Genomic DNA, 25,479 nt, shown 5'->3' with positions numbered 1-25,479 from the left:
AATAAATATTACTGTAAAAACTAGTCTATTAAATAATGATCTCAAAACTACGTATTCTTTGCTTACTCTTTTTCCTTATTAGTTCTTCTCTCTTTGCTCATGACTATTGGGATGACTATTATACACACTTCTACATGGAAGCAGGTCTCATCTACCCTACATTACAAAATGGTGATGATGTGATCTTTGATTTTGAAGCTCAAGAAGGATGGCGATTTGGCCTTGGTTTTCAAAGTAATGAAGGTAAATTTTTCTCTTGGGAAATTGGTGCTGGTCTATCCAAAAAACGATTTACTAGTTCAACTTTTGATTTACAAGGTATAGAAACAACCTCAGATACAGAAATCTATTCATGGGATATTCCTTTAATATTTCATCCTCAAATAAAGTTTGGAAGGTATTTTTCAATCGCTGCTGATATAGGTATTGGTTATGAAAACCGCTATAAAGGTTCAACCCTTACAAACACTAATGGTGTTTTGACACAAGAAGATCTTCGTCTTGTAAAAAAAGAAAATGAAGAGCCAAACCCTGGTTTAAAGAAACATGATGCTTATGCCATTGTCGGTGCAAGCATTCGACTAAGAAATCTAAAATTAAGTGCTCAACATAATTTTGGCATTGTGGATATGGATGCAAATAAGCACTATCGTACTTATATGCAGACGACAATGTTTAAAATTACCGGACTTTTTTAAAATTTCCTGATTTTTTTATCTGATTACAAATTCAATTATACGCACAAAGCTATGCCTACATTTTGTAGTGCATAGCTTTTTTATTTAAGATGTCTTGAAAGTTTATGTAAAGTTTTATGAATTACATTTAAATAAAAGAAAATTAAAATAAGATTTTGCTTTTTTTATGAATTTACTATTTTTGTACAACTACTATTTTTTAATGTGTATCACAAGAAACTTTAAACTAAATAAAAATGTCAATTTGGAAAGCTCTTGAAAATGCTGTACTCGATGATTTTACTCCCCAAAAAATAATCGTAAACAATACAATTCAAATAACAGAGGAAGATCTCTTTTTATTAAGAAATGATAATTATGCTGCCGATGAATATATGCAAAATATAATTCTTGAAACTACATTGGAAGTACATAATACTAAAGATTATGAACCCTATGTTATTGGATTATTTGCAGTAGGAATGGCTGTTGCTCGCTGTGATGGAAGAATCGCTGAGGAAGAAAAAAGAGAAATCAAGGATTTCATTGATTTTGTATCAAAAAGTGAATTACCTTGTCGATTTTATGATAAAATTGACGCAATCAAAAATATGATCTTCTTAAATTTTAATACTGCTATGTCATTTGTAGGGCAAATGAATCCTAAAACTTGGTTTGTTGTAGATCATCTTATAACGTTGACAATCAAAGCAGATGGAAGAATCGCACCTCAAGAAATTGAGTTTTATAAAAATTGGAAAGAGTGGTTAAATAAAAATGAAATTAACTAAGGAAGGTAATTTTTCCCTTTTTCATACCCTGATTCCATAAGTTGTTGCCATACAAACAAAGTCATAAAACTATCCGATAATGCATCATGTGCATTGTCTAATAAAATCTTATCCTCTAAAGTCAATTGATCTTTAAAATGATTAAATGCTGTAGATAGCCTTTGCCATTTATAGCTATTGTATTTTTCATTCCACTCTTTGACTACACCTGTTGAAAAAACATTCATAGCACAATAAATACCTTTTGCATTCGTCAGATCAATGTAATTCATATCAAATGGTGCATTATAAATAATGACATTTTGGTCTTCCACAATATCATTAATCATATCTTGCATCCCAAAATCATATACAGGTGCATCATCGACCATTTCAGGAGAAATACCATTCACAGCCATCGCTTCTGGCCATGTTTTACGATATTTTGGTTTGATATATGTCGAAAGAAGGATCTCTTTTCGATCATTAATTATACTTATTTGTAAGGCTTCATCCACACCTGCATCCAATCCAGTTGTTTCAGTATCTAAGATCAGAAAGTCTTTTGTAATAAATTTTGCACTTTCCTGATTACTTTGGATAGAAGCTTTTTTGTTTTTAATTAAATCATCAAACATAATACTAATGAATGCCGGTTATGAGTTTATCAAATATGGAGCTAATAATGAATATAAGAATACTATTATTTTATTCCAATATTTCAATATGAGATGAGGTGAAAAAATTTGTTTATAGCTTAATACCAAAGACTAAAATATCATCTGTTTGTGCTTCATTTTGTTGTTTACACCAATATTCATGTCGCTCTTTTAAAATTTCTTCCTGTTCTTTTGTAGGTAAATCGTGAATTTCATTAAGCAATGCTCTAAATCTTTTTACCAAGAATTTTCGATTATCTGGTCCTCCTAATTGATCTTGGTATCCATCAGAGTACATATAAATAGTAGTGGGTTCTTTACTTATATCTATGGTATGATTCACGAAAGAAGACTTATTCAATTCCATCCCTCCTATACTTCGTCGGTCTCCTTTGAATACATGCTGTTTCCCTCCTTGAAAATATACCCAAGAGTTTTTTGCACTACTTACTGTAACTTCTCGTTTTGTGAAATTAATCAAAGAAATCGTGATATCCATCCCATCAAAAACTCCAAAACGTTCATGTTGTTGTAATGTTAATTGAAGTTGAGTATCTAGATCTTCAAGTATCTCTTTGGGTGATAAAATTCCCTTTACTTTAATAATTTCATTTAATAGACCACTACCAATCAAGGACATAAAAGCACCTGGAACACCATGACCTGTACAATCACTACATGCCATCACAGCTACCTTTTCTTCACCCCTCTCAATAATTCCAGAACTATAATAGAAATCTCCTGAAACTAAATCTCTAGGCTTGTAAAATAAAACTAACTCGGAAAGTAAATCTTCGATACTTTTTCTACTTGGAAGAGAAGCATTTTGAATTCTAGTCGCATAACTCACTCCTGCAGAAATTCTTTTATTTTTTAAATCAATTAGATTCACATATTCTTGCAAATGATCTCTCTGAACGGCAATTTCTTCAGCCTGTAATTCAATCTTGTAGTTTTTATCTGTAATCTTTTGATATGCACCTTTAAGATCTGTATAAAAACGAAATAAGAAATAGATAAAAATACCACTGACAATAAAGATAAAGACCATTACATAAATGAATCTTTCTTGATCTTGCATGACCCTCTTACTAAACTCTTTTTCCATTTTTAATGCTGAAATCTCAGACATCTGTTTTTCAGATTCATATGAAGATTTAATACGTTCAACCCTTGTTTTAACCTCTATATTGTCAATTTTTTCTTTGACAACATTATATTCCTCTAAGTAATTTAAAGCCAGTTCCCAGTGATTTTCTCTTTGTTCAATTTTGGAAAGTAGTTCACATACATCCTTAATAAAAAACATTGCTTCTAAGGATTTTGACAAGGTATATACCTCTAAAGCTTGGTAGCGTGCTTCCTTAATATTTCCCGATTTTAAATAATATTGAGCAGATATCAATTTGTATTCACATAAAGCATATTGATCATCAAAAATTTCAAAATACTTAACAGCTTCATTGATATAAAAAGTTGCTTCTTCCATTTCCCCCATATTGGCATAGATCTGAGATTTTATTGCCAAAATATAGGCCTCTTCTTCTTCAAAAGAATATTTTAATGCATTGATGTACGCTTCATCTTCATACTTCAAAGCTAACTTATTATGTCCCCATTTAAGATAAACCTCACCTATATTTAAGAGTAAACCCACTTCATGTTTTCTTTGTTCATCTGAAATTGATGTGGCTTCATACATCCCATTGCGTATAGATTCCAATCCTCTGAGATAGAATTTTAATGCCTTTTTATATTCTTTTTTTCTAAAATAAAAGACACCAATATTATTACTGATTGTAGAAACATCTGGCCAATCCTTTATTTCTTCTGAAATATTTAAAGCTGTTATTGTATGATCAAATCCCTCGGTTATTTTTCCTTTTTTAATTAGGAAACTACCACTTATTTGATAAGAAAAACTCTCGGCCTCTTTATCTTTTTCTTTTATCGCTATATCTCTTAGCTTTTCAGTATAATAAAGTGTTGAATCAGATAAGTTTTTTAAATGCTGAAATGAAAGGTCTTTTAAGATTGTTATTTCAGGGTTTTCATTTTCTAAAGCATATACATTACCAATTACGAAAACAGTAAGGATACTCGTAAGGGTAAGAAAATAGAACTTTCTTAATATAGATGTATAAAGAGTAATGTTAATCAATAGTATAATCTAAAAAAATGAGTCTGATGGTCTTAAAATTATAAAAATTCATCCCTAAATCCAAAGTAATTAGAATTAGTATTCCCTAATTCAACAGATACTATATGAAATTATTGAAAGACTATATCATTAAAATATAATTGCAGGTTGTAAAATTTATTAACACATAAAATTTTAAATTTAATATGACCATTTTTTAAATACATTATTCTGTAAAAATTAAAAATCTCATTATATTTATTCTTAAGAATCAAATATTCTACTAATAATAATTTTACTACACCTTGTGTACTTTTTAGTTATGTGATAATTGTTACAAAAATGCATTTTCGGTTTAGATAGTTTTGTATTATCTTAATAGAATAAATAGTATAGAAAATGGAAAGTAACAAAAGAATTATTATTATTGGCGGTTTATCAGCAGGTCCTTCAGCTGCTGCAAAGGCAAGAAGAACTGATGAAAATGCTGAAATTATCTTATTTGAAAAAACAGCCAATATTAGTTATGCAACTTGTGGTATTCCTTATGCATTCTCAGGAAAAATAAAAGATAGAAACAAACTACTCGTCGTAAAACCTGATTTATTAAGAAAACGATTTAATATTGATGTGCACTTAGAAGAACCTGTGATCAATATTGACCCCGAAAATCATAAAGTAATAACACCAAAAGGAGAATATACATACGATAAATTAGTATATGCTACAGGTGGTACAGCTATCATTCCTCCAGTAGAAGGTTTGATCGATAATGAAAATTGGGCAAATGCTAAAACAATTGAAGATTTTGATAGAATAGTCAAATCTGAAGTTTTAGATAAAGCTGAAAATATTACCATTGTAGGTGCAGGTTTAATTGGTTTAGAAACTGCTGAAAACTTAGTACAAATTGGTAAAAAAGTAACTGTTGTTGAACTTGGAAAACATATTCTTGGCCCTTGGGATGACAAGTTCGCTCATATGGGTGAAAAAGTATTAGAAGAAAATGGTGTTCGACTTGAGTTAGGAAAAAAAGTCGTGAAAGTAAATGCTGACAATTCATTGGAATTAAATGATGGAACAGTATTACCTTCTGATTTTATGATCATGTCCATAGGTGTTAAACCAATAACAGAGATGTTAACTTCTAAAGGAGCGAAAGCCCTTCCTAATGGAGCATTGATTGTCAATGATAAAATGGAAACTACTCTTCCCGATATTTATGCAGCAGGTGATTGTGCTTCGATTCCAAATATCGTAACAGGAAGTGAGGGTTGGTTCCCGATGGGGACGCATTCCAATAAAGGTGGTCGTGTAGCAGGTGCAAATGCCGTTGGTGCTAATGAAACTTTTCCTGGTGGTTATGGAACAGCTATCATAGAAATGTTTTCTCATACAATAGCAAGAACTGGTGCAGGTCCTAAAACATTGGACAAAGAAGGCATTGCTTATGAATCGACATTCATTATTGCGAATTCTCATCCAGGTTTCTATCCAGGTGGAAAAGATATGTATGTTGAGGTCTATTATACACCTGATACCCATCGTATACTAGGTGCAGAAATTTTCGGAGAGAAAGGAGTGGATAAAAGAATTGATGTATTATCGACTGCGGTTTATGCTAAGTTAACTATTGAAGATCTTCCAAATCTTGATTTAGCTTATGCTCCTCCATTTTCACCTGCAAAAGATCCTGTAATAGTTGCTGGATATGTTGCACAAAATGCACAAAAGGGATTATTTAAAGAAGTGAATGTTGTCGTTGCGAAAGAAGCTTTTGCCAATGATAATGTAACTATACTAGACGTTCGTAATCCTCAAGAACTTGAAAAAGCAGGTATTATTGATGAAAAAGCCATCAATATTCCACTTGATGTTTTACGTGACAATTTGAAATTGATTCCTACAGATAAACCGATATTTATCACTTGTGCTAAAGGATTAAGAGGTTATATGGCTTCTTTAATATTAGCACATCATGGTTTTGAAAATATTCATAATATAGCAGGTGGATTTACTGCCTGGAATAAAATAAATAACTAAACAAATTGCCCTTCTAGATGATATAACTCTGGAAGGGCTAACAACAAACTCACCCTAATTTCAATATGTTTACTATAGACAATCTTTTAAATCCTTGGCCTTGGTATGTTGGTGGGCCTTTAATAGGGATAACAATGGGGCTACTTCTTCTATTAGGAAAAAGTTTAGGTCTTTCTTCTAATTTCAGAACTATCTGTACTGCTTGTGGAGCAGGAAAAAATGCAGATTTTTTCAACTTCAATTGGAAAAATGAAAGCTGGAATCTAATCTTTGTACTTGGATGTATAATTGGAGGGTTTATCTCTAATGAATATCTTGGTGGTGACTATTTAGCAGGTATATCACAAGCCACTACAGAACATTTAGCCAACTTAGGCATTCATAGTAATCCTCACCATGTTTTACCAACTGAATTATTTGATGCTGAAGCCATCTTTAGTATCAAAGGTATGTTGATGCTCGCTTTTGGTGGATTATTAATTGGTTTTGGTTCAAGATATGCAGGTGGATGTACTTCTGGTCATGCTATTTCTGGTTTATCAAACCTCCAACTTCCTTCATTAATTGCTGTCATCGGATATTTCATTGGTGGCCTGTTAATGACCTTCTTCATCTTACCATTCATTCTTCAACTGTAATAAAATGAAAGCTAGTAGAGCAATTATATATTTAGTATTGGGTATCTTATTCGGAATTGTCTTATCAAAATCAGAAGCGATATCATGGTTTAGAATTCAAGAGATGTTTCGTTTTGAATCTTTCCATATGTATGGTCTCATTGGATCAGCAGTTATAACGGGTGCAATATGTGTTCAAATTATAAAAAGATTACACATTAAAGATATTGATGGTCAAGACATTATAATTCAAGATAAACAAAAAGGTATTTGGAGATACTTATTAGGAGGAACTTCATTTGGTATGGGATGGGCATTAGTTGGCGGTTGTACAGCTCCAATGTTTATTCTCATTGGATATGGTCAATTTAGTATGGCTATTATCCTATTTTTTGCTTTAGTAGGAACTTTTCTATATGGAAAATTCAGGTCGCATCTACCTCATTAATTCTAAAAAACAAAAGCCTTTCAAAGTTTTAACTCTGAAAGGCTTTTTTTAGTCAATGTAAATTTCTTGTTTGCTTAATACAAAGAATAAGGTTACACCTATTAATAATAATATCAATTCAAATAAAAAGGCATATGTAAACCCATGAATTGTATATCCTACTATAGCATAAACTACGGTTAAAAGTAGTGTTATTAATGCTAAGTAAAGGAAAGATTTAGGTGATGAAAATAACTTTGCTTTAAATGTTTCGTAATTTTGTTTTAGCATAATTTTTATCATTAGATAAATATAATACGAAAATGGGTAATATTTAGTTGCCACAAGTATAATTTTGAAAGCTCTCTAACTAATTAAGTTAAAAAGCTTCCTTTATTATTAGGCTTAATTACTTTTCACTTATATAGTCGTGAAAAGGTTTTGTATTTGGTTTTTCAAAACCAGTCATCTTTGAAAAATGCATAGGAACAGAGATTTTATTCTCAAATGTGGTCTTTTCCTTTACTACATTTTCACTTTTTCGATGATCTAAACCCCCTGCCACAAATATTGATGTAACGATCAATAATGCAATGCAACAAGTGATAAATAAGGCTTTAATCATAAAAAGTACTTGGGTTGATTCACTTTCAATATAAATCAACACCAAATACTATTAAAATTTAAAATCAATAATTGCAATCAATACTTTAATAAATACAATTAATGTATGTAATGCCATTTTAAATCATTTTGAGTAAGTATACCCTCAACAGCTACAGTTTTCTCTATTCGTTTTTTATTTTTAATTTTTTGGTCTAAGACAATAACTACTGCTAATGTAAACAATGTTATAATACCAATAACAAAAATTTTTCTCTTATCATTTAATGTAAGTTCTTTCATAATCTTATAATAGTTAGTAGAATAGCAATATACCTGACTGATATACAATTTGTTGTATATATTTTAAAAGAATCATGTAAGGTTTCTTTATTCACTTCGTCAAAATTTGAGGAATACATGGAAAAGCAATTGTTTAAAATAACCAATGCAACAGAAACAAGATTCATTTCAAGGTTTTTTGATAGTATTCATAAAAATATCCAAATCATAGTTATGTACTTTTTAACCTATATACTAAATTTATCCATTATACATTTTATAGACTTCCTTCAAATATGATCACAAACTTCACGAAACAGTTACTTATAGTAGTGGCTTGTTTCACTATCTTTTCATGTTCAAGAGAAAAAAAAATAAACCTAACACCTGATCAAGTCATTAAATTAGACCAACAAGATGTTTTAAGGTTTAATTCCTTTGACGGTATGGCTCCACTGTTTTCACATCAAGATGATACACTAAGAGTTATTAATTTTTGGGCCACTTGGTGTAAACCATGCGTTGAAGAATTACCTCATTTTGTCGAATTAGAAAAAGAATTTAAAGCCTCTGGACAAAAAGCTAAAGTCATTTTGGTAAGTTTAGATATGAACGAAAAAAACCTTTCTAATTATATCAAAAAGAAAAATCTAACAACGCAAAGTTTGTGGCTTGATGATCCTAATGCAAATGCTTGGATTAGTAAAGTAAATCAAAATTGGGATGGTGCAATTCCAGTTACACTTTTGATTGGTCCCAATAAAAATGTATTTCACAATAGTGATTTCAGTTCTTTTGAAGAATTAAAGGCCTTCATTTCAGAAAAATAATTATTTTTACTAATAAATCAGTTGGTCCATCAGAAACCAACATTACTAAATTAAATCTTAATTAATTCAATGAAAAACTTCAAACTTTTCCTATTAACTCTTATCGCTGGATCAGTCATCGGATGTTCAGCTCCAAAGAAAAATGAAACAGCTCAAGAAGAATCAAAACCAGCTACTCCTGCCCAAATGCCTGTAAAAACTAGTTTAGCAGTAGGTGATGAAGCTGTAGCTTTCAACTTGAAAAACATTGACGGTTCGATGGTATCCTTAGATGGATTATCAGACAACAAAGGTGCTATCGTGATTTTCACATGTAATCACTGTCCTTATGCTGTGGCTTACGAAGATAGAATTATCGCAATCGATAAAAAATACAAGGACCTTGGTTACCCTGTGATTGCGATTAACCCTAATGATCCAAAAGAACAGCCTGCAGATTCATTTGATGAAATGATTGTAAGAGCAAAAGATAAAGGATTTACTTTCCCTTATTTATTTGATGATGGTCAAAAGATCTATCCCGCATACGGTGCTACAAAAACGCCACACGTTTTCCTATTAGAGAAAGAAAGTGATAAGTATTTTGTAAGATATATCGGTGCAATTGATGATAATTATAAAAGTGCTGAAGAAGCAAAAGTACATTATTTAGAAGATGCATTAAATGCATTATTGGATAATAAAGAAGTAGCTGAGACTAACACGAAAGCAGTTGGTTGCTCAATCAAAACTTCTAAAGTTTAATAATTAGTAAATGGTTATTGTAATGTATAAATTGCAATATCCATTTTTTTATTTCTATCTATTTTAATGCAGAAAAAAGTAAACATATTCCCTTTTTCATCTTTCGTTCTATTATTCTTAATGGGCTTTGGTTACTATATCAAAGTGAATGATCATGCGAGAGAGCTATTTTCTCCCTACCTAAAAAAAGGACTTAACACTGCATTAACGATAAAAGATTATTTTGAAGCCCCATTTTATGATCAGTTCAGTAATTTTGGTGTGGATATTCCTGATGATTTCACAGTACATGGTATAGATATTTCCCATCATCAAAGACTCATTGATTTCACAAGGGTATCTGAAGTGATTGATCAGAATACTTCTATCAAATTTGTCTATGCAAAAGCTACTGAAGGTAAAGATCACAAAGACCGTCACTTCAAAAGAAATCGTGAGGAAATAAAAGAAAATAATCTACTTTTTGGCGCCTATCATTTTTTCAGACCCAAAACTTCAGGGAAAGAACAGGCTCAATATTTTATTAAAATAGTTGGAGACCTTCATCCCAGTGATTTAGTTCCTGTGGTAGATATCGAAGTATTGGATGGTGTTGAACCTTCTTTGATGAGAGACCGTTTGGAAGAATTTGTGACTACTATAGAAAATCATTACGGAGTAAAACCAATGATTTATACAGGCGATTCATTTTACAAAAATTACTTTGCTGGACATTTCCGAAAATATAGAGTTTGGATTGCTAATTACAGTGAAGAAACCGAAGCACCGAAAACAAGATGGACTATGTGGCAACATACACAACAAGCTAATATAGATGGAATTCCCAATAAAGTAGATATGAATGTTTTTGATGGCAACTGGGAAAAATTTCAAAAAAGTTTGGTGATTGGTCAACAAAAAGGCTATAAAATGTTAAGTAGTAGTCATTTGTGATTATTAATATTCTCTCTAATTTTCTTCACAAATTTAAAGAAAAGGAAAACTTAACTTTGTGCTGATATCAAATACTTATCATACTATGCACAAGAAAAGCCTTTTTACACTTCTAATTTTCTTTATCTCCCTTTTTACTTCATGTCAGAAAGATTACATCTTTGAAGATGATCTTCCAGAAGTTGATGGAAATCTTAAGTTGAATATTATATCAAGTTACAGAAAACCATCTGCTAGAAGCCAACAAGATTATATCTTCACTGAGGCTCATCTAACTCTAGGAAATATTCATATCCTAGATGATAATGACCAAGAACTATTGAATGAATATACTGGTCCTTTTGTTTGTGATTTAGTTAATAACACAACTTATCCTACCCTACCTTATGGCAATATTTCAGCAGGTACTTACTATGAGATGCAAGTTGATTTACTAGATAATTCTGAAGAAGTTCCTTCCATTGTATTAAATGGAAATTATCATCCAAACGGGGCAATGAAACATCCATTTTTTTATTCTGAAAATATAGACGAAAAAGTCTTAATGGAAATTTTCAATGGTATCTCAATTTCGGCTACAGAAATGAATGAAATTTCTATTATTATTGATCTTGCCTACGTTTTTGATGGAGTAGATTTTGGAAATGCATATTATGAAAAAGACGGGACTCTAGATTTTAATACAGCTCAAAATGCTAGTCTAAAAGAAGGAATAACAAATAGAATTCTTGAAAGTTTTTCAATTTATCAGTTAAGATAGATTTATTGATAATAAAGAAAAGAGACACTCAATAAGATAATTATTAGTGTCTCTTTTTGCTTACTTTAAAGGTTTTTTACCCATTTCGTAACGTAAAGTTCCCCCTTTCATTAATTCATTATGATTTAAGGTATATCCCTTAATTTCTTTCCCATTAAATGTTACTTTCTTGACATAAACATTCTTTGGTGATTGATTTTTTGTTTCAATTCTTAATGTTTTACCATCAGATAAATGAATAGTTGCAGACACAACTTTAGGAGATCCTATAGCATATTCAGGGGAACCGGGTAAAACAGGATAGAACCCTAAACTACTGAAAATATACCATGCACTCATTTGACCCGCATCATCATTTCCACAAAGTCCATTGATATCATTAGAATACATTGTATCCATAATCATTCGTACTCTTTCTTGCGTTTTCCAAGGATTATTTGTCCAATTATATAAGTATGGGATATGATGTCCAGGTTCATTGCCATGCACATAATTTCCAATAATACCATCTTTAGTAATATCTTCATGATGCTCAATATATTTGTCCTGAATCTCGGTAGTAAATATTTTATCCAAATGTGCTGAAAACTCCTCTTTTCCTCCCATTATTTCAATCATTGTCTCCACTTCATGAGGTACATATAAACCATAATTCCAAGCATTGCCCTCAATAAAACCTTGGCCATGTGTATCTAATGGATCGAAGTTTTCCCTCCATTGTCCATTCGCCAATTTTGGTCTCATGTAATTTGTCTTTTGATCAAATACATTCTTATAATTTTGAGACCTTTTTATATATTTTGCAGCCGTAGCTGTATCATCCAATTCCTTTGCTATTTGAGCAATACACCAATCATTGTAAGCATATTCTAAAGTTTTTGAAACGGATGCACCACTTTTATCTTCAGGAACATAGCCTAGTTCAATATAGTCACCTATACCATCAAAATAAGCTACATTTGATGTTGACCTTGCTGCTTCTAACATTTGACGCAAATCTGCATCTGTTGTATTTTTCACAGTGGCATCGGCTAATACTGTTACAGCATGATACCCTACCATACACCAATTTTCATTGGCATAATGACTCCAAATAGGTAACATACCATGAACACTCTGTTGCTGATGTACCAACATGGATTTAATCATATCATTATTACGGTCTACTTGAATTAAGTTGAATAAAGGATGCAGTGCTCTATAAGTATCCCATAATGAAAAGATCGTATAGTTAGTAAAGCCATCAGAAGTATATATATTTTGGTCTAAGCCTCTGTACTTACCGTCAACGTCTTCATAAATAACAGGACTCAACATGGTATGATACATTGCTGTGTAAAATGTCTCTTTATCAGCTGTATTAATTGTAGTTACTTCAATTTTGGATAATTCCTTATTCCATTTTGCTTGTGTTTTTTTCTTTATAGCATCAAAGTCCCATCCAATAGCTTCAGCCTCTAAGTTTTTCATTGCTCCGTTTGTGCTAACAGGTGACAATGCAAATTTTATATCTATAGATTCACCCTCTTCAACATCAAAATTAAAATAGGCTCTTAATTCCTTTCCTGCCATTTCAGGGAAATTATGTTCTTCATCAAATTTTCTATAAAATCCATTATAACGAGGAGTATTGTATTTTTTGTGTCCATAACTTTTAAATGGTTTTGAAAATTGCATTGCAAAATAAACATAACGAGTTCTAGCCCAACCATTCGTTTGACGATAACCTACAACAGTGGAATCATTTTCAACTCTTACGAATGACCAAACATTTTTATCTTCATGATTATAAATATTGGCCATTAAGTCTAAAATAATATGAGCTTCTTCTTCCTTGTCAAAAGTGTATCTGTGGTATCCTACTCTTTCCGTGGCAGTTAATTGTGCCTTAATTTTATAGTCATCCAATTCAACTTCATAAAATCCTGGTTCAGCTTTCTCTGTTGCATGACGATAAGCAGAGTGATACCCTTCTACAGCATGATCTGCTGTTCCTGGCTCCAAAGAAAGTTGTCCTGTCGTTGGCATGATTAAAAAATCTCCTAAATCAGCATGACCTGTACCGCTAAAATGTGTATGTGAAAATCCAAAAATTGTACTATCACCATACTGATAGCCTGCACAATATTCATATGTTTTTTTGATGTATTGTTCCTCTTCATCAAACATAGGAACCTGGTTTGTTTCTGGGCTTAATTGTACCATTCCAAAGGGTGCTGCTGCTCCCGGAAAAGTGTGCCCCATGCTCTTTGTACCAATAAATGGATTGACATAATCAACATAGTTGACTTGTTCTTGAGCGTTTAAGAAAAAGGATAAAAGGATGAATGGAAGTAGTATTAAACTGCTCTTTAATTTTGACATAGATAAGAACGTCTGCTAGGTTTATAATTTACTATAGTGACACAAAAGTAGTAGATTAAATTTATATTTTCGAATTATATAAATAGCTTTGGGATTGAATATTTTTGGATTAACAAAATATTACATGTGTTCTTCAGTCCATATTTTAAAATTATCTAACAATTTAATTAACTCTATTCCTAAAACTTCATTTTTACAATAATGGAAGAATTTATAAACAACATATGATATCACTATGGTAGCTACTCCTAATTCAAAATAAGAGATCCATAAGATTACTTTACTTGTCATCATTTCACCTGTATTGGCTAAAACAGTACTGTATTTCTGTAAAGCGACTGTTCCAATTGCTAATGGGAAGGTAAAAGCAGCAAACCCTGGATTAAATTTATTTTGTAATAAATGGAAGAAAGCAATGTATAAAACAACTGTCATCAAGATCGCAATTGTCAATAAAATATGACATATAAATGCATTTGGATGTTGTTCGATTGTTAAATATCCTGCGAAACTTAAACTTGCAGGTGCAGCCATGATACCAAAGGTTTCTATTTTATCAAATGTATAAAAAGCTAGACGATAGATCATAAATGCTAACATGATAAAGTATAACGGTGTAGCAATCCACCAAATAGTTGTGGCTAAACCTGGGAAACCCATATGACTAGAATTTACACAGGCTACTATAATCCCTATTGGAGGAACAAACCAGCTAGGAACAATATGCACCATTTTGAAATTAATTAATCTATGGTATGCAAAAACAGCAAGACAGATTAAATGAATTCCTATCGCTAATAACCAAATAGCTTGACCTAATGTATGGTGTGATTTTACAATTACTCCCGCAAAAACCATCATAGACATGGCCATAGTGGGAACATAACTTCCTAACACATGATGTTTTAATTCATCTTTAAATACATCATAGTGTAATACATTTCTTAAAATGATAGCGAAGAAGTAGGTAAGGGCAATTGTTAGGGTAATAGTTGATATCCAAGTAACATTTACATTCCCCCAAGCTGCACCTAAAGTAGCAGTACCAAGAGCAACACCTGTAAGTCCAACCGGGAAGTTTCTAATATTATTTTTCATAGTATATTGAGCTTTGATTCAATTATATAAACGCCCAATTGAATTACTATGATTCAACCTAAAAGATATATTCTATAACTAAAAGTTATACAAAGAATGAAAATAAACCGAAAATTTAATCAAAAAAAAGAAGATTTATAAATAATAATTATTAGAAAGTTCTTTTTACATATACGCCCATTAACTGTGGTTGCATTATTGGCATAAAATAAGACAACCCCTCTCCCGGCTTTTTCTTTTTATGTAAACTCTTGTGAAGTTGAGGTACCAAAACACCTGTTAAAGCACCCACTGCACATCCTGTCATCACATCAGTATAAAAGTGTTTATAAGCTCTTGTTCTATAATAACCAACGACTGCAGGAGGAATAAATGCTGCTACATAAACGCCAATTTTTGCTCCTGTTGACCATTCAGGGTGATAATCTGTTAGGACCTTTGCTGTAAAGAACGTACCCACTGCAGTATTAGAAGTATGTCCACTAAAGAAAGATCGTTCATTATTATTATCTGTCAATTCTGAATCTGGAACATCCTCATGACCATGCATATAAGTTATTGGACGATATCTTCTAAAAATACCTGGCCCTAAGTAATCATAGATATTCACCGCTATCATTTGTGTTTCTAAGTACATTAATGATATTTCAACCCAATCTTTTCTAATTCTTTTGTCAATAAATAATGTGAAAGGAAGTGCTGCAGAAATATACAATCCCCAATCTGTAAGGTTGTGAAAAGCCTCTCTATCTCTGACATCTTGATCAAAAACATGGCGATCAAAAGCATTTACATCTTGCATATCCAATTGGTAGATTTCTCCTAAGTCAAGAGAAGGACGATTATTAAGCATTTTAATACCTAAATAATTACCAAGTAACCCGGCCGCAGAAATACTTGCGGTAGTAATCGGAGGTGCATAATATACCTTTGAATGGGATTTATACCATTTTAAAGAATCTGCTTTTTGTCCAAATGAGATGTGAGAGATAAATAGTAAAATGAGAATTGAAAAAACCCTTGACATAAGTTGTTGATCAGATTGAAAAAAGTTAAGATATTGAATCTATTAAAATTTTTATAAAAGAACTATTCAAAGTTTACAAATGTTTAAATTTTTACCAATTTTAATATTTTAAAAACAAATCAAAATCTTTCAAAAGAGTATATGTGAGAAAATATTTTATTTAGAATTTACGAATATTGTTCAAACAAATTTTTGAAATTTTTTATCTTTGACCTAGAAATACAACTTTAGTTTTTTTCAAGATTTGTATTCCTTATTTTTATCATTCATCTGAACTATAATAATTATCAACTTGAAATATATCTTACTACTTTTTATTCTATTTTTCTCACTGATTTCTTGTGGTCAAAAAGAGAATTCACAATCTACTCCTCAAAAGGAAGTTAATCCTTTTGAAAATTTTAAAAATAAATGGTTTTTACCTCATAAACTAGAAGAGATATCTGGATTGTCTTGGTATGCTCCTAACATTTTAGCGTCAGTAAATGATGAGAAGGGAAATATCTATTTATATGATTTAGAGAAAGAGGAAATATTTGAAACAATTGACTTTGGTGGAAAAGATGATTATGAAGGTATCGCTTATCAAAAACCCTTCTTTTATATCGTAAATAGCAAAGGGAAATTGTTTATCTACAATGAAGAAAATGAACAAATAGACACCTATAAATTGCCATTTAATGCAGATAATGATATTGAAGGTTTATGTATATATCCTCCAAGTCATTTATTAGTAGCTTTGAAAGGTGACGGAGGATTGGAGGGAAAAAAAACAGACTTTAAGGGAGTTTATAAAGTAAATATCGAAGATCCTAGTCAAGTTGAATTAACCTATTCTATCAAAGACAAAAACAAGGTTAGCCCTTCAGGGATTTATTTTGATAAAAACTCCGGTAAAGTAATGGTTCTTTCTCATCGCTCAAAAGAGTTGATATATATCGATCATACTTCTGGAGAAATCACCAAACAAATTAAGCTTTCTAAAAAAATATTTGAACAGCCAGAGGGTATCTGTATGTCACCTGAAGGAAGAATATTTATTTCAAACGAAAAAGGAGAAAACCTAAAAGGAAATATACTAGAATTCTAACATGAAGAAATCAATCTATTTTTTAATCTTACTACTTCCACTTTTCACTCAAAGTTTTGGTCAAGAACAAACCGTTTATTTATTGGGTGATGCTGGACTTGCTTCCAAAGAGGATAGTGTATTACGGCACTTTTTTTCACAAATTGATCTTGATGACACCAATAGCACAGTTATTTTCTTGGGAGATAATTTATACCCTCATGGACTAGAAGACCCTTCTTCTAAGCATAGAAAAAGAGGTGAGGAAATTCTCTCTGCTCAACTTTCACCTTTAAAAGATTTCAAAGGGAAAACATTTATGATTCCTGGAAATCACGATTATAATAGAGGAAAAAAGGATGGACTTTTACGTTTGAGTAATGAGGAGATTTTTGTTAATTCTATTTTAGGAGACTCTACTTTTGTTCCTTATAATGGTTGCCCTGACCCTGTCGAAATCCCATTAAATAATGAGGTTACTTTGCTCATATTGGATACAGAATGGTTGATTTTTGATTATCAAGAAACCTCTCAATTCAATGGCTGTGAATATCAGAATACAGGTGAAGTTTTGATTGCTTTACAAGATATTGTGTCAAGAAATAAAGATAAAAAGTTAATCATCGCTGGTCATCATCCAGTCGTAACCTATGGTGAACATGGTGGTTATTATACTGCAAAAGATCATTTATTTCCACTTACTGCCTTCTCATCTTGGGCTTACATTCCACTTCCAGTAGTTGGGTCTGTTTATCCTTTGGGAAGAAAATATGGAATCAATCGTCAAGATATCGGCAATAAAGTCAATAAAAAAATGACGACCTCTTTTGCGAATATTTTTAAGACACACCCCAATATTATATATGCAAGTGGTCATGAACATACCTTACAATATAGTATCATGGACAATGTACATTATATTGTCTCAGGGTCTGGATCAAAAACTTCTCATGTGAAGCAAGGGAAGTTTGCCAAATTTGTTGCTGAACAAAAAGGTTTTGCCAAAGTGGTTTATAAAGAAGATGGAACCACTTCAGTTCAATTTTATAATGACAAAAAAGAGCTATTTAAAACAAACTTCGCCCCTAAGAAAGTAGAAATTAAAGAAAAAAGAGAAGACATTGCTTTTCCAGATAGTGTAATTGTGGCAGCAAGTACACAATATGCAACAAGCAAGTCCCAACAAAGGTGGATGGGGCAAAACTATCGTAAAGAATGGGAAACACCAGTAAAAATGCCCGTGTTTGATATGACTAAATTTAGAGGTGGTGTCAAGATCGTTCAACGTGGTGGTGGTATGGCCACACTTTCTTTTCGTTTAGAAGACAAAGAAGGCAATCAGTATACCTTACGTTCTATTGATAAAAATCCTGTGAAAGCCATTCCAGATGAATTGAAAGAAACAATTGCCAAAGCGGTTGTTCAAGATCAAATTTCCGCTGCTCACCCTTACTCACCTTTGACTGTCCCTACAATGGCTGACGCGATAGGAATTTATCACGCAAACCCGCAAGTGGTTTATGTAGAAGACGATCCTCAATTTGGTATATATCAAGAAATTGCTGCTAATAAGGTATATATGCTTGAAGAAAGACCCTCTAAAAACACAGGAGATATTGAAAGTTTTGGTAATGCAAAAAAGATATACAGCACAATAAAAACCGTCAAAAAATTAAGAGAAGACAATGATAATTATGTGGACTATAAATTCACATTAAAATCTCGTTTATTTGATATGTTGATTGGAGATTGGGACCGTCATGATGATCAATGGAGATGGGCTGCTTTTAAACAGAAAGGAGACCGCAAAATGTTTCGCCCTATTCCTAGAGATCGTGATCAAGTGTTTTTCTTGAATGAAGGAATTATTCCTAATATAGCTTCTCTTCGTTGGGTGATGCCAAAGTTTGAAGGTTTTGATGATGAGATGAACTGGGCTCCTGGATTCAATTTTAATGCTAGATATTTTGATCGTTATTTCCTTGCACAAGCAAACAAACAAGATTGGTTAGAGCAAGCCTATTTTATTCAAAAACATATTACAGATGAAGTCATTCAAGAAGCATTACAACACTTACCTCCAGAAGTAAGAAGCATGCATTATGATGAAACGATTCGTATTCTCAAGGCAAGAAAAGCTCAACTTCCAGCAATTGCTGAAGAATATTATTTGCATTTATCTAAAAATGTATCCGTTTTAGGGTCTGATAAAAAAGAACTAATTACCATCGAAAGAAAGAAGGATGGTTTTACAGAAATTACTGTTCAAAAGATCTCTAAGAAAGGTAATTTAAAGCAAATAATGTATCATCGAATTTTTGATCCTAATGAAACAAAGGAAATTAGGGTTTATGGTTTTGATGGTGAAGATCAATTTGTCTTTAAGGGAGAAGAAAAAGGAAAAATTAAAGTACGAGTAATCGGTGGTCCTGGAGAAGATACTATTACTGATGAAGCTAATAAAAAAGGGGCACATAAGATTGTATTATATGATACCAAAGACAGCACACAAATTGTAAATGCCAATGGGGGTATTCATCAAAAACTCTCTGATAAATCAGATATCAACAATTACAATCGTGCAGAATTCAAATTCAATTCTTTACTTCCATTGCTTTATGGAGGATACATTCCTGACGACGGTATACTAGTAGGTGGTGGATTTATATTCACCAACCATAGTTTTAGAAAAATTCCTTTTGCTTCCAAACATACATTATACGGTGCTTTGGCAACCGCAAATGCTGCTGCATTTAAACTTCGTTATAAAGGTCAATTTACTGATGTCTTAGGTCTGGCTGATTTTGTATTAGACGTTCGTCTACAATCTCCAAGGAACTCCAATTACTATGGATTAGGAAATGAATCTGTTTTTGACAAAGATAAAGGGGTCGATTACTATCGTTTCTTATACACAAAACATGAAATCAGACCCTATCTACTTTTTGATTTTAATAAAAGTATAAATCTTAAATTGGGAGCTTCTTACATTCATACGGATGTTAATCAAGGACGATACTTAGATGATCGCTATTTTGAAGAATCTGGAGATGCTCAAGTTTTAGAAGGTGCTTATGATGCACAAAACTATATAGGCGGTGAAATAGGTTTTGAAATTGACCGCAGAAATAGCAGTCTCTTACCTAAAAAAGGAGGACATCTAGAAACATCTGCTTTAGCTTTAAAAAATGTTTCTACGGAAGATCTCAACTATTTTAATTTTAATGGTCAATACTCTTACCATTATACTTTTAAACTTCCAACAGATCTCACATTAGCGTATCAAGTAGGTGGAGCCATTAACTTTGGTGATTATCATTATTTAATGTCAAACACTATTGGTGGATCTAAAAATATGAGAGGTTTCCGTCGAGATCGTTTTTATGGAGATGCTTCTTTGTACAATAGTTTGGATGCTCACTTAGATCTTTTTAAATTTCAAAATAGTATTATCCCATTTACATTTGGGGTCATCGGTTTTTATGATATCGGTAGAGTTTGGTTAGAAAATGAAACTTCTGACCTTTGGCATCAATCTTATGGAGGCGGCATTTATATGGCTCCAGTTGATAAAATTGCTTTATCCGCTATTGCGGGTGCATCTGACGAACGCGTAAACGTATATTTTAACATAGGCTTTAGTTTTTAATTCAATGGAAATGATAGACACAAATTTTGATCAATTGATCTCTACAGTAAGTGAATTTGCTAAAGGAAACATAAAAAATTTACCTTATCACAATGTCACACATACAGAACATGTTGTCAAGGCAGTACGTGAGATAGGATCAAATGAAGGATTATCTGATAGAGAGATTAATTTACTTGAAATTGCTGCTTGGTTTCATGATACAGGTTATACAGAAAAAACCTGTCAAAATCATGAAGAAAATAGTGCTCAAATCTGTGAAAACTTTTTAGAGGATAAATTAACATTAGAAGATATTCAAGTCATCAAGGATTGTATTATGGCCACTCAATTGCCACAAACACCTCGAAACTTGAAAGAGCAGATCATTTGTGATGCAGACTTAGCACATTTAGGTAAAGAAGATTTCAATACTTTTTCTGAAGCATTACGTCAAGAAAAATCTGACATGTTGGAAACAGGACGAATTTCTAAAGCTCAATGGCTAATCATGAATATTCGTTTCTTGTCTGATCATCGATACTTTACGAATTATGCTCGTGACCATTATGGTCCTAGGAAAAAAGAATATTTAAATGAAATCCAAAAAGAGGCTGAAGCATTAATGGTAGAGGCTGATGTTCTAAAACCTAAAAAGAAGAAAAAGAAAAAAGGTGAAGTTGAAGAAAAAGTGGAAGTAATCAACGGTGTTCCAAAATTGGTAAAACCCCGTCGTGATATAGAAGCAATGTACTCTACTTTAGCCCGTAATCAACTAGGTCTGAGTGCAATTGCAGATAGGAAAGCGAGTATCTTACTTTCTATCAACTCCATTATTACTTCATTTGCTATTGGTTATTTATTCAGAAAAATTGAAGAATTACCTCAGCTTTTATGGCCAAGTTTAATTCTTGCATTAACTGGTTTAGTATCCGTAATTCTAGCTGTTTTAGCGACTAGACCGAATGTAAATAAACACTTTAAAAAGAATAAGAAAGATCTGAATTTACTTTTCTTTGGCGATTTTGTAGATTTAGAATTAGATGAATATCAACAATTACTGAGAGAAACCACGATTTACCCTGAGGATGTATATGATAAAATGAGCAAGGATTCTTATTATTTGGGTAAAGTGCTTGATCTAAAATACAAGAAAGTTAGAGCTGCTTTTAATTTCTTTATGATTGGTATTACATTATCCGTAATCTCATTTATTATTACTTTCTCTGTTTACTAACCTATGCAATATTTAAAAAATCATTATCAATTTGAGAAATATATCAAAGGGTACATCATTTCTTGTGCTGCTTGGTATATTATCAATGCACTCTATCTTTTAATTAGATATGATGCTTTGATGTTTTACAATCGTTTTATTGACAATGAAGAGTTCTTTATTATCCATAGTGAAATCCAATTTGCCTTGGTGGCGAATGGTGTACTCGCCTTATTTCTAGGGTGGTTTTCATGGAATTTTTATTTCTTTTTAGATAAAAGATCAAAGTTCCAATCTTGGAAAAGAGCACTTTTGGTGATTGCAATTGTAGGAGTTGAAACAAGTATTTTACTAAGTATTGGTGAATATATGGGTAAAAATATTTATCCAAATGGACTCCCCTATTTTAATGAACTTTCTCAACAAAGTTTCTTTATCTATGCTGTGTATGTTTTAATGGCTGGAGCTCTTATAAATTCTTTATTTCAATTAAAAGATATATTAGGGCCAGAACTATTCAGAACGGTACTCAGAGGAGAGTATTATACACCAAAAGAAGAACATAGAGTTTTTATGTTTTTAGATCTTTACAACTCCACTTCTATTGCCGAATGTTTGGGTCATATGAAATACAGTCAGTTGGTTCAAGATTGTTACCGAACAATGACTGACCCAATCAGCCACTCAAAAGCTTCTGTGTATCAGTATGTAGGAGATGAGATTGTATTGACATGGCCATTAGAAAGAGGTATAAAAAATAACCGTTGTATTCAACTTTTCTACGATATAGAAGCTACGCTCAAAAGTAGAAGAAGTTATTTTATGGATAAATACGGTGTAGCTCCTGAATTTAAAGCAGGGATACATGCTGGCGTTGTCGCTACTTCTCAAGTAGGTGTCATTAAAAGAGAAGTTGCCTACCATGGTGACACAGTGAATGCTACCTCAAGATTACAAGAAAAGTGTAAAGAGTTGGGTTTTCAAGTCTTAATCTCTGAAGATGTTGTCAATCTTTTAGATACTAATTTTAAAGAAGTGGGAACACATCAGTTTAGAGGTAAAGTACAACCCCTTAAAATCTTCACAACAGGAGATAAACCTCAAGCGACTTCATTTACCCATGAATGTCCTAAAATTGGAGAAGCAGTTGATGCTGTTCTTCCCAAAAAGGTAAATAAATCAATCGATAGAATATAAAAAAATGCCAAGTAGATGATATCTGCTTGGCATTTTTCATAAAGGCATTTTTAATATTCAATGAGTGAATGAATGGTATACCCTTCTAATTTTTTCTTTCCATTCAAGAATGTAAGGTCAATCAGAAAATCCAACTGAACGACTTCACCTCCAGCTTTTTCAACCATTTTCACTACCGCTTCAGCAGTACCTCCAGTTGCTAAAACATCATCATGAATAAGTACTTTATCTCCTTTCTGAATGGCATCTACATGCATTTCCAAAATATCAGTACCATATTCTAAGGCATATTCTTGAGAAATTGTTTCGTACGGTAATTTGTTTGGTTTTCTTACAGGTACAAAGCCTGCTCCAATCTCATTGGCAATTAAAGGCCCAAAGAAAAAACCTCTTGATTCCATAGAAACAACTTTATCTATTTTCTTTCCTTCAGTTAACTTTACAAACTGAGCTACTCCCTCTTTTAAAGCTGCAGGGTTTAATAATAATGGAGTGATGTCTTTAAATCCAATTCCTGGTTTTGGAAAATCTTGAACATCTCTGATATACTCTTTTAGATTCATTTTTAACGGTTTTTTTTGACCACTAAAAATACAACAAAATATAGCTGTATAAAATTCAGCTAAGAGTTATTAAAACTTCTCCTTTACTTTTCTTCTGATTATTCTACTTTAAGATGATTTTGTTGATTTTCTTTTACTTTGCGCCTTAATCAACTTAATTGGTTTTTGAATAGCTAAATTATTTGGATAAGCCACTTCTATACCTTCTTCTGTAAGAATTCTAATATTGAAAAGTGTGATATTTAAAATTTTTCCTTCAACAGAATTTTCACCTCCATCTTGAATTCTGATCTGATCTCCTATTTTAAAAGGATACATAAAAAATAAAAGAAGTGATCCAGTTATGTTACTCAACAAAGACCATTGAGCAACAAAAGCTACACCCAATAAAGTAAAGAAGGAAGAGATAAAAATTGAAATACCATCAACTGATATATCCCAAATAGAAAGATATAAGAATAAAATAATGATAATTAGAATAGCCGAAAAGAAGTTATTTACATATACTTTACGGTGATCAGAAAACCCTTTACTATTCGAAAAATGTGTTATATATCTTCTTGTAAGAACTAAAATGAGTGCTGAAATTACAAAAGTGATAATAGAGAGTATTATCTGAAATTTATAATGATGCATAAATTAATGTTAGATTACAAAATACGTTTCAAGACCTTTTAATATATTATTAACGGCAACAGCTGATAAAATCAAACCCATTACTCGACTAATAAGTGCTGCACCACTATCTCCAATGAATTTAAAAATTTTACCAGAGAAATGCATTAATAACCATGCAACACCCATAACAACTATCATCATTCCAGATGTATACACTTGTTCTTCAACAGTATATTTGTTGTTTTGGGTTAATAACATAACAGCTAATATTGCTCCTGGACTTGCTAGTGATGGCATCGCTAAAGGGAAAATCGCGACATCATCATTAGTATTAATATGTGAAATCTCTTCTTCAGGTTTACTTGGGCCAAATATCATGGTTAAGGCAAATAGGAAAAGAACAATACCTCCTGCAATCTGGAAATTAGATAAAGGAATATTGATCGTTTCTAAAATTGTTTCACCTACCAAGATGAAGAATAAAAGTACACCACTTGCAGCAAAAACAGCTTTCTTAGCGACTCTTGCTTTTTGGTCATCCTCCATTTTAGCTGTGACTGCTATAAACACAGGAATCGTCCCTATTGGGTCGATTACTGTGAAGAATGCTATGAATTTTGTAAAGAAAAATTGAAGCATAATTAGATTATTATTAGACGTTTTGGTTGTTGATTAAATAGTGATTTATTGATTGTCTCCAATCCCTTAAATTACTGATGTACAACTTTTCCATTTCATTGGCATTTAGATCTTCTCCGTGAGGAGTTAATCCAAGAAAAGTATGTGTAACCACCACTTTAGTTTTAGTGTGATCGTCATGTAATTTTCTGCATTGTATAAAAACAGACCAATTTCTATATTTTGTAGTGATAACATATTCTATAATATGTTTTTCATCATCGAACCTTTCTACTTTCCAGATCGGTGATTCATCACTATTCACAAGATCAGTCTTGAATGTAGTCCCAATATCACCTTTTGAATTTGACTCAGAGACCATTTCGTACTTCCATTCTGGGTTCCAACTACTTATCTTATTTACTGTAAATAAGGGAAATACTTCATTTACATTATCATTAATAGTAAATGAATTAGATTGAGATAACCTTTCTGCAACAAAATGTTCTTTTTGAATTGTCTGATTATACTTACAGCCAACAAATACCATTGCTAGAACAAAAAAGAATAAATATTTTATCATAATATGTATCGTT

The 25,479-nt window shown here is 31.9% G+C and carries 25 protein-coding genes; 13 read left to right on the top strand and 12 right to left on the bottom strand.

Features of this window, described 5'->3' with window-relative positions; translation table 11 throughout:
• The first annotated feature begins 35 nt into the window (after positions 1 to 35).
• Positions 36 to 698, top strand: a complete 663-nt coding sequence (locus ACXAHM_RS08715; RefSeq protein ID WP_474960040.1) for a hypothetical protein — start codon at positions 36 to 38, stop codon at positions 696 to 698.
• Positions 699 to 934: 236 nt separating this feature from the next.
• Positions 935 to 1,468: a hypothetical protein gene (locus ACXAHM_RS08710; RefSeq protein WP_474960039.1), complete on the top strand. Its 534-nt coding sequence runs from the start codon at positions 935 to 937 to the stop codon at positions 1,466 to 1,468.
• Here ACXAHM_RS08710 and ACXAHM_RS08705 read toward each other — a convergent pair.
• Positions 1,465 to 2,085, bottom strand: coding sequence for a 3'-5' exonuclease (locus ACXAHM_RS08705; protein WP_474960038.1), 621 nt, complete (start codon positions 2,083 to 2,085; stop codon positions 1,465 to 1,467). The genes ACXAHM_RS08710 and ACXAHM_RS08705 overlap by 4 nt on opposite strands.
• Before the next feature lie 112 nt (positions 2,086 to 2,197).
• The gene (locus tag ACXAHM_RS08700; protein ID WP_474960037.1) at positions 2,198 to 4,267 is read right to left on the bottom strand and encodes a SpoIIE family protein phosphatase; all 2,070 of its coding nucleotides are present in this window, start codon (positions 4,265 to 4,267) and stop codon (positions 2,198 to 2,200) included.
• A 378-nt stretch (positions 4,268 to 4,645) separates the two neighbouring features.
• Here ACXAHM_RS08700 and ACXAHM_RS08695 point away from each other — a divergent pair, with 378 nt between their 5' ends.
• The 3 genes from ACXAHM_RS08695 to ACXAHM_RS08685 all read left to right on the top strand — a co-directional run bounded on the left by ACXAHM_RS08695 (position 4,646) and on the right by ACXAHM_RS08685 (position 7,354).
• Positions 4,646 to 6,289, top strand: a complete 1,644-nt coding sequence (locus ACXAHM_RS08695) for an FAD-dependent oxidoreductase (RefSeq protein WP_474960036.1) — start codon at positions 4,646 to 4,648, stop codon at positions 6,287 to 6,289.
• 65 nt (positions 6,290 to 6,354) lie between these two features.
• Positions 6,355 to 6,927 (top strand): YeeE/YedE family protein, encoded by a 573-nt coding sequence (locus ACXAHM_RS08690; RefSeq protein ID WP_474960035.1) that lies wholly within the window; start codon positions 6,355 to 6,357, stop codon positions 6,925 to 6,927.
• Positions 6,928 to 6,931: 4 nt separating this feature from the next.
• On the top strand, positions 6,932 to 7,354 hold the full coding sequence (locus ACXAHM_RS08685; protein WP_474960034.1) for a YeeE/YedE thiosulfate transporter family protein: 423 nt from the start codon (positions 6,932 to 6,934) through the stop codon (positions 7,352 to 7,354).
• Positions 7,355 to 7,402: 48 nt separating this feature from the next.
• Here the strand turns inward: ACXAHM_RS08685 and ACXAHM_RS08680 are convergent, their stop codons facing one another.
• The 3 genes from ACXAHM_RS08680 to ACXAHM_RS08670 all read right to left on the bottom strand — a co-directional run bounded on the left by ACXAHM_RS08680 (position 7,403) and on the right by ACXAHM_RS08670 (position 8,239).
• Positions 7,403 to 7,624: a hypothetical protein gene (locus tag ACXAHM_RS08680; protein WP_474960033.1), complete on the bottom strand. Its 222-nt coding sequence runs from the start codon at positions 7,622 to 7,624 to the stop codon at positions 7,403 to 7,405.
• A gap of 118 nt (positions 7,625 to 7,742) precedes the next feature.
• Positions 7,743 to 7,958 (bottom strand): hypothetical protein, encoded by a 216-nt coding sequence (locus ACXAHM_RS08675; protein ID WP_474960032.1) that lies wholly within the window; start codon positions 7,956 to 7,958, stop codon positions 7,743 to 7,745.
• A 98-nt stretch (positions 7,959 to 8,056) separates the two neighbouring features.
• The gene (locus ACXAHM_RS08670; RefSeq protein WP_474960031.1) at positions 8,057 to 8,239 is read right to left on the bottom strand and encodes a hypothetical protein; all 183 of its coding nucleotides are present in this window, start codon (positions 8,237 to 8,239) and stop codon (positions 8,057 to 8,059) included.
• 275 nt (positions 8,240 to 8,514) lie between these two features.
• Between ACXAHM_RS08670 and ACXAHM_RS08665 the strand changes: the two genes are divergently transcribed.
• From ACXAHM_RS08665 to ACXAHM_RS08650, 4 genes are all read left to right on the top strand, one after another.
• Positions 8,515 to 9,048: a TlpA family protein disulfide reductase gene (locus ACXAHM_RS08665; protein WP_474960030.1), complete on the top strand. Its 534-nt coding sequence runs from the start codon at positions 8,515 to 8,517 to the stop codon at positions 9,046 to 9,048.
• Between the two features lie 69 nt (positions 9,049 to 9,117).
• Positions 9,118 to 9,792, top strand: a complete 675-nt coding sequence (locus tag ACXAHM_RS08660; RefSeq protein WP_474960029.1) for a thioredoxin family protein — start codon at positions 9,118 to 9,120, stop codon at positions 9,790 to 9,792.
• Between the two features lie 66 nt (positions 9,793 to 9,858).
• Complete coding sequence (locus tag ACXAHM_RS08655) at positions 9,859 to 10,725, top strand: glycoside hydrolase family 25 protein (protein ID WP_474960028.1); 867 nt, start codon at positions 9,859 to 9,861, stop codon at positions 10,723 to 10,725.
• 85 nt (positions 10,726 to 10,810) lie between these two features.
• Positions 10,811 to 11,485, top strand: a complete 675-nt coding sequence (locus ACXAHM_RS08650) for a hypothetical protein (protein WP_474960027.1) — start codon at positions 10,811 to 10,813, stop codon at positions 11,483 to 11,485.
• A 60-nt stretch (positions 11,486 to 11,545) separates the two neighbouring features.
• Here ACXAHM_RS08650 and ACXAHM_RS08645 read toward each other — a convergent pair whose 3' ends face one another.
• The 3 genes from ACXAHM_RS08645 to ACXAHM_RS08635 all read right to left on the bottom strand — a co-directional run bounded on the left by ACXAHM_RS08645 (position 11,546) and on the right by ACXAHM_RS08635 (position 15,974).
• Positions 11,546 to 13,849: a GH92 family glycosyl hydrolase gene (locus ACXAHM_RS08645; RefSeq protein ID WP_474960026.1), complete on the bottom strand. Its 2,304-nt coding sequence runs from the start codon at positions 13,847 to 13,849 to the stop codon at positions 11,546 to 11,548.
• A gap of 120 nt (positions 13,850 to 13,969) precedes the next feature.
• Complete coding sequence (locus ACXAHM_RS08640; RefSeq protein ID WP_474960025.1) at positions 13,970 to 14,947, bottom strand: TDT family transporter; 978 nt, start codon at positions 14,945 to 14,947, stop codon at positions 13,970 to 13,972.
• A 151-nt stretch (positions 14,948 to 15,098) separates the two neighbouring features.
• Positions 15,099 to 15,974 carry a phosphatase PAP2 family protein gene (locus tag ACXAHM_RS08635; protein WP_474960024.1) on the bottom strand — a complete coding sequence of 292 codons (876 nt, stop codon included), beginning with the start codon at positions 15,972 to 15,974 and terminating at the stop codon, positions 15,099 to 15,101.
• Positions 15,975 to 16,266: 292 nt separating this feature from the next.
• Here ACXAHM_RS08635 and ACXAHM_RS08630 point away from each other — a divergent pair, with 292 nt between their 5' ends.
• From ACXAHM_RS08630 to ACXAHM_RS08615, 4 genes are read left to right on the top strand one after another with little or no spacing between them, the layout of a single operon-like run.
• On the top strand, positions 16,267 to 17,064 hold the full coding sequence (locus ACXAHM_RS08630; RefSeq protein ID WP_474960023.1) for an SdiA-regulated domain-containing protein: 798 nt from the start codon (positions 16,267 to 16,269) through the stop codon (positions 17,062 to 17,064).
• Position 17,065: 1 nt separating this feature from the next.
• Positions 17,066 to 20,692, top strand: a complete 3,627-nt coding sequence (locus ACXAHM_RS08625; protein WP_474960022.1) for a BamA/TamA family outer membrane protein — start codon at positions 17,066 to 17,068, stop codon at positions 20,690 to 20,692.
• A gap of 10 nt (positions 20,693 to 20,702) precedes the next feature.
• Positions 20,703 to 21,908: a Pycsar system effector family protein gene (locus ACXAHM_RS08620; protein WP_474960021.1), complete on the top strand. Its 1,206-nt coding sequence runs from the start codon at positions 20,703 to 20,705 to the stop codon at positions 21,906 to 21,908.
• 3 nt (positions 21,909 to 21,911) lie between these two features.
• Positions 21,912 to 23,084, top strand: a complete 1,173-nt coding sequence (locus ACXAHM_RS08615) for an adenylate/guanylate cyclase domain-containing protein (RefSeq protein ID WP_474960020.1) — start codon at positions 21,912 to 21,914, stop codon at positions 23,082 to 23,084.
• Between the two features lie 50 nt (positions 23,085 to 23,134).
• On the opposite strand, the gene ACXAHM_RS08610 is transcribed toward ACXAHM_RS08615, so the two are convergent.
• The 4 genes from ACXAHM_RS08610 to ACXAHM_RS08595 form a co-directional block, all read right to left on the bottom strand.
• Entirely contained in the window at positions 23,135 to 23,647 is a 513-nt protein-coding gene (locus ACXAHM_RS08610; protein ID WP_474960019.1) for an adenine phosphoribosyltransferase, read from the bottom strand.
• 108 nt (positions 23,648 to 23,755) lie between these two features.
• Positions 23,756 to 24,283 carry a mechanosensitive ion channel domain-containing protein gene (locus tag ACXAHM_RS08605; RefSeq protein WP_474960018.1) on the bottom strand — a complete coding sequence of 176 codons (528 nt, stop codon included), beginning with the start codon at positions 24,281 to 24,283 and terminating at the stop codon, positions 23,756 to 23,758.
• A 9-nt stretch (positions 24,284 to 24,292) separates the two neighbouring features.
• Positions 24,293 to 24,904 (bottom strand): MarC family protein, encoded by a 612-nt coding sequence (locus tag ACXAHM_RS08600; RefSeq protein ID WP_474960017.1) that lies wholly within the window; start codon positions 24,902 to 24,904, stop codon positions 24,293 to 24,295.
• A 13-nt stretch (positions 24,905 to 24,917) separates the two neighbouring features.
• Positions 24,918 to 25,466 carry a hypothetical protein gene (locus ACXAHM_RS08595; RefSeq protein WP_474960016.1) on the bottom strand — a complete coding sequence of 183 codons (549 nt, stop codon included), beginning with the start codon at positions 25,464 to 25,466 and terminating at the stop codon, positions 24,918 to 24,920.
• Positions 25,467 to 25,479 lie beyond the last annotated feature (13 nt).

The organism is Flammeovirga sp. AWQ4_249 (genome assembly GCF_056161045.1).
This window is presented reverse-complemented; position numbering and strand designations above follow the sequence as displayed.

Excerpts from the sequence above, each read along its gene's own strand:
- ACXAHM_RS08655 (WP_474960028.1), top strand. The coding sequence starts at position 9,859 with ATGCAGAAAAAAGTAAACATATTCCCTTTTTCATCTTTCGTTCTATTA.
- ACXAHM_RS08670 (WP_474960031.1), bottom strand. The coding sequence starts at position 8,239 with ATGAAAGAACTTACATTAAATGATAAGAGAAAAATTTTTGTTATTGGT.
- ACXAHM_RS08610 (WP_474960019.1), bottom strand. The coding sequence starts at position 23,647 with ATGAATCTAAAAGAGTATATCAGAGATGTTCAAGATTTTCCAAAACCA.
- ACXAHM_RS08665 (WP_474960030.1), top strand. The coding sequence starts at position 8,515 with ATGATCACAAACTTCACGAAACAGTTACTTATAGTAGTGGCTTGTTTC.
- ACXAHM_RS08615 (WP_474960020.1), top strand. The coding sequence starts at position 21,912 with ATGCAATATTTAAAAAATCATTATCAATTTGAGAAATATATCAAAGGG.
- ACXAHM_RS08620 (WP_474960021.1), top strand. The coding sequence starts at position 20,703 with ATGATAGACACAAATTTTGATCAATTGATCTCTACAGTAAGTGAATTT.
- ACXAHM_RS08690 (WP_474960035.1), top strand. The coding sequence starts at position 6,355 with ATGTTTACTATAGACAATCTTTTAAATCCTTGGCCTTGGTATGTTGGT.
- ACXAHM_RS08605 (WP_474960018.1), bottom strand. The coding sequence starts at position 24,283 with ATGCATCATTATAAATTTCAGATAATACTCTCTATTATCACTTTTGTA.
- ACXAHM_RS08640 (WP_474960025.1), bottom strand. The coding sequence starts at position 14,947 with ATGAAAAATAATATTAGAAACTTCCCGGTTGGACTTACAGGTGTTGCT.
- ACXAHM_RS08635 (WP_474960024.1), bottom strand. The coding sequence starts at position 15,974 with ATGTCAAGGGTTTTTTCAATTCTCATTTTACTATTTATCTCTCACATC.
- ACXAHM_RS08660 (WP_474960029.1), top strand. The coding sequence starts at position 9,118 with ATGAAAAACTTCAAACTTTTCCTATTAACTCTTATCGCTGGATCAGTC.
- ACXAHM_RS08685 (WP_474960034.1), top strand. The coding sequence starts at position 6,932 with ATGAAAGCTAGTAGAGCAATTATATATTTAGTATTGGGTATCTTATTC.
- ACXAHM_RS08645 (WP_474960026.1), bottom strand. The coding sequence starts at position 13,849 with ATGTCAAAATTAAAGAGCAGTTTAATACTACTTCCATTCATCCTTTTA.
- ACXAHM_RS08675 (WP_474960032.1), bottom strand. The coding sequence starts at position 7,958 with ATGATTAAAGCCTTATTTATCACTTGTTGCATTGCATTATTGATCGTT.
- ACXAHM_RS08625 (WP_474960022.1), top strand. The coding sequence starts at position 17,066 with ATGAAGAAATCAATCTATTTTTTAATCTTACTACTTCCACTTTTCACT.
- ACXAHM_RS08715 (WP_474960040.1), top strand. The coding sequence starts at position 36 with ATGATCTCAAAACTACGTATTCTTTGCTTACTCTTTTTCCTTATTAGT.
- ACXAHM_RS08600 (WP_474960017.1), bottom strand. The coding sequence starts at position 24,904 with ATGCTTCAATTTTTCTTTACAAAATTCATAGCATTCTTCACAGTAATC.
- ACXAHM_RS08680 (WP_474960033.1), bottom strand. The coding sequence starts at position 7,624 with ATGCTAAAACAAAATTACGAAACATTTAAAGCAAAGTTATTTTCATCA.
- ACXAHM_RS08705 (WP_474960038.1), bottom strand. The coding sequence starts at position 2,085 with ATGTTTGATGATTTAATTAAAAACAAAAAAGCTTCTATCCAAAGTAAT.
- ACXAHM_RS08695 (WP_474960036.1), top strand. The coding sequence starts at position 4,646 with ATGGAAAGTAACAAAAGAATTATTATTATTGGCGGTTTATCAGCAGGT.
- ACXAHM_RS08710 (WP_474960039.1), top strand. The coding sequence starts at position 935 with ATGTCAATTTGGAAAGCTCTTGAAAATGCTGTACTCGATGATTTTACT.
- ACXAHM_RS08595 (WP_474960016.1), bottom strand. The coding sequence starts at position 25,466 with ATGATAAAATATTTATTCTTTTTTGTTCTAGCAATGGTATTTGTTGGC.
- ACXAHM_RS08650 (WP_474960027.1), top strand. The coding sequence starts at position 10,811 with ATGCACAAGAAAAGCCTTTTTACACTTCTAATTTTCTTTATCTCCCTT.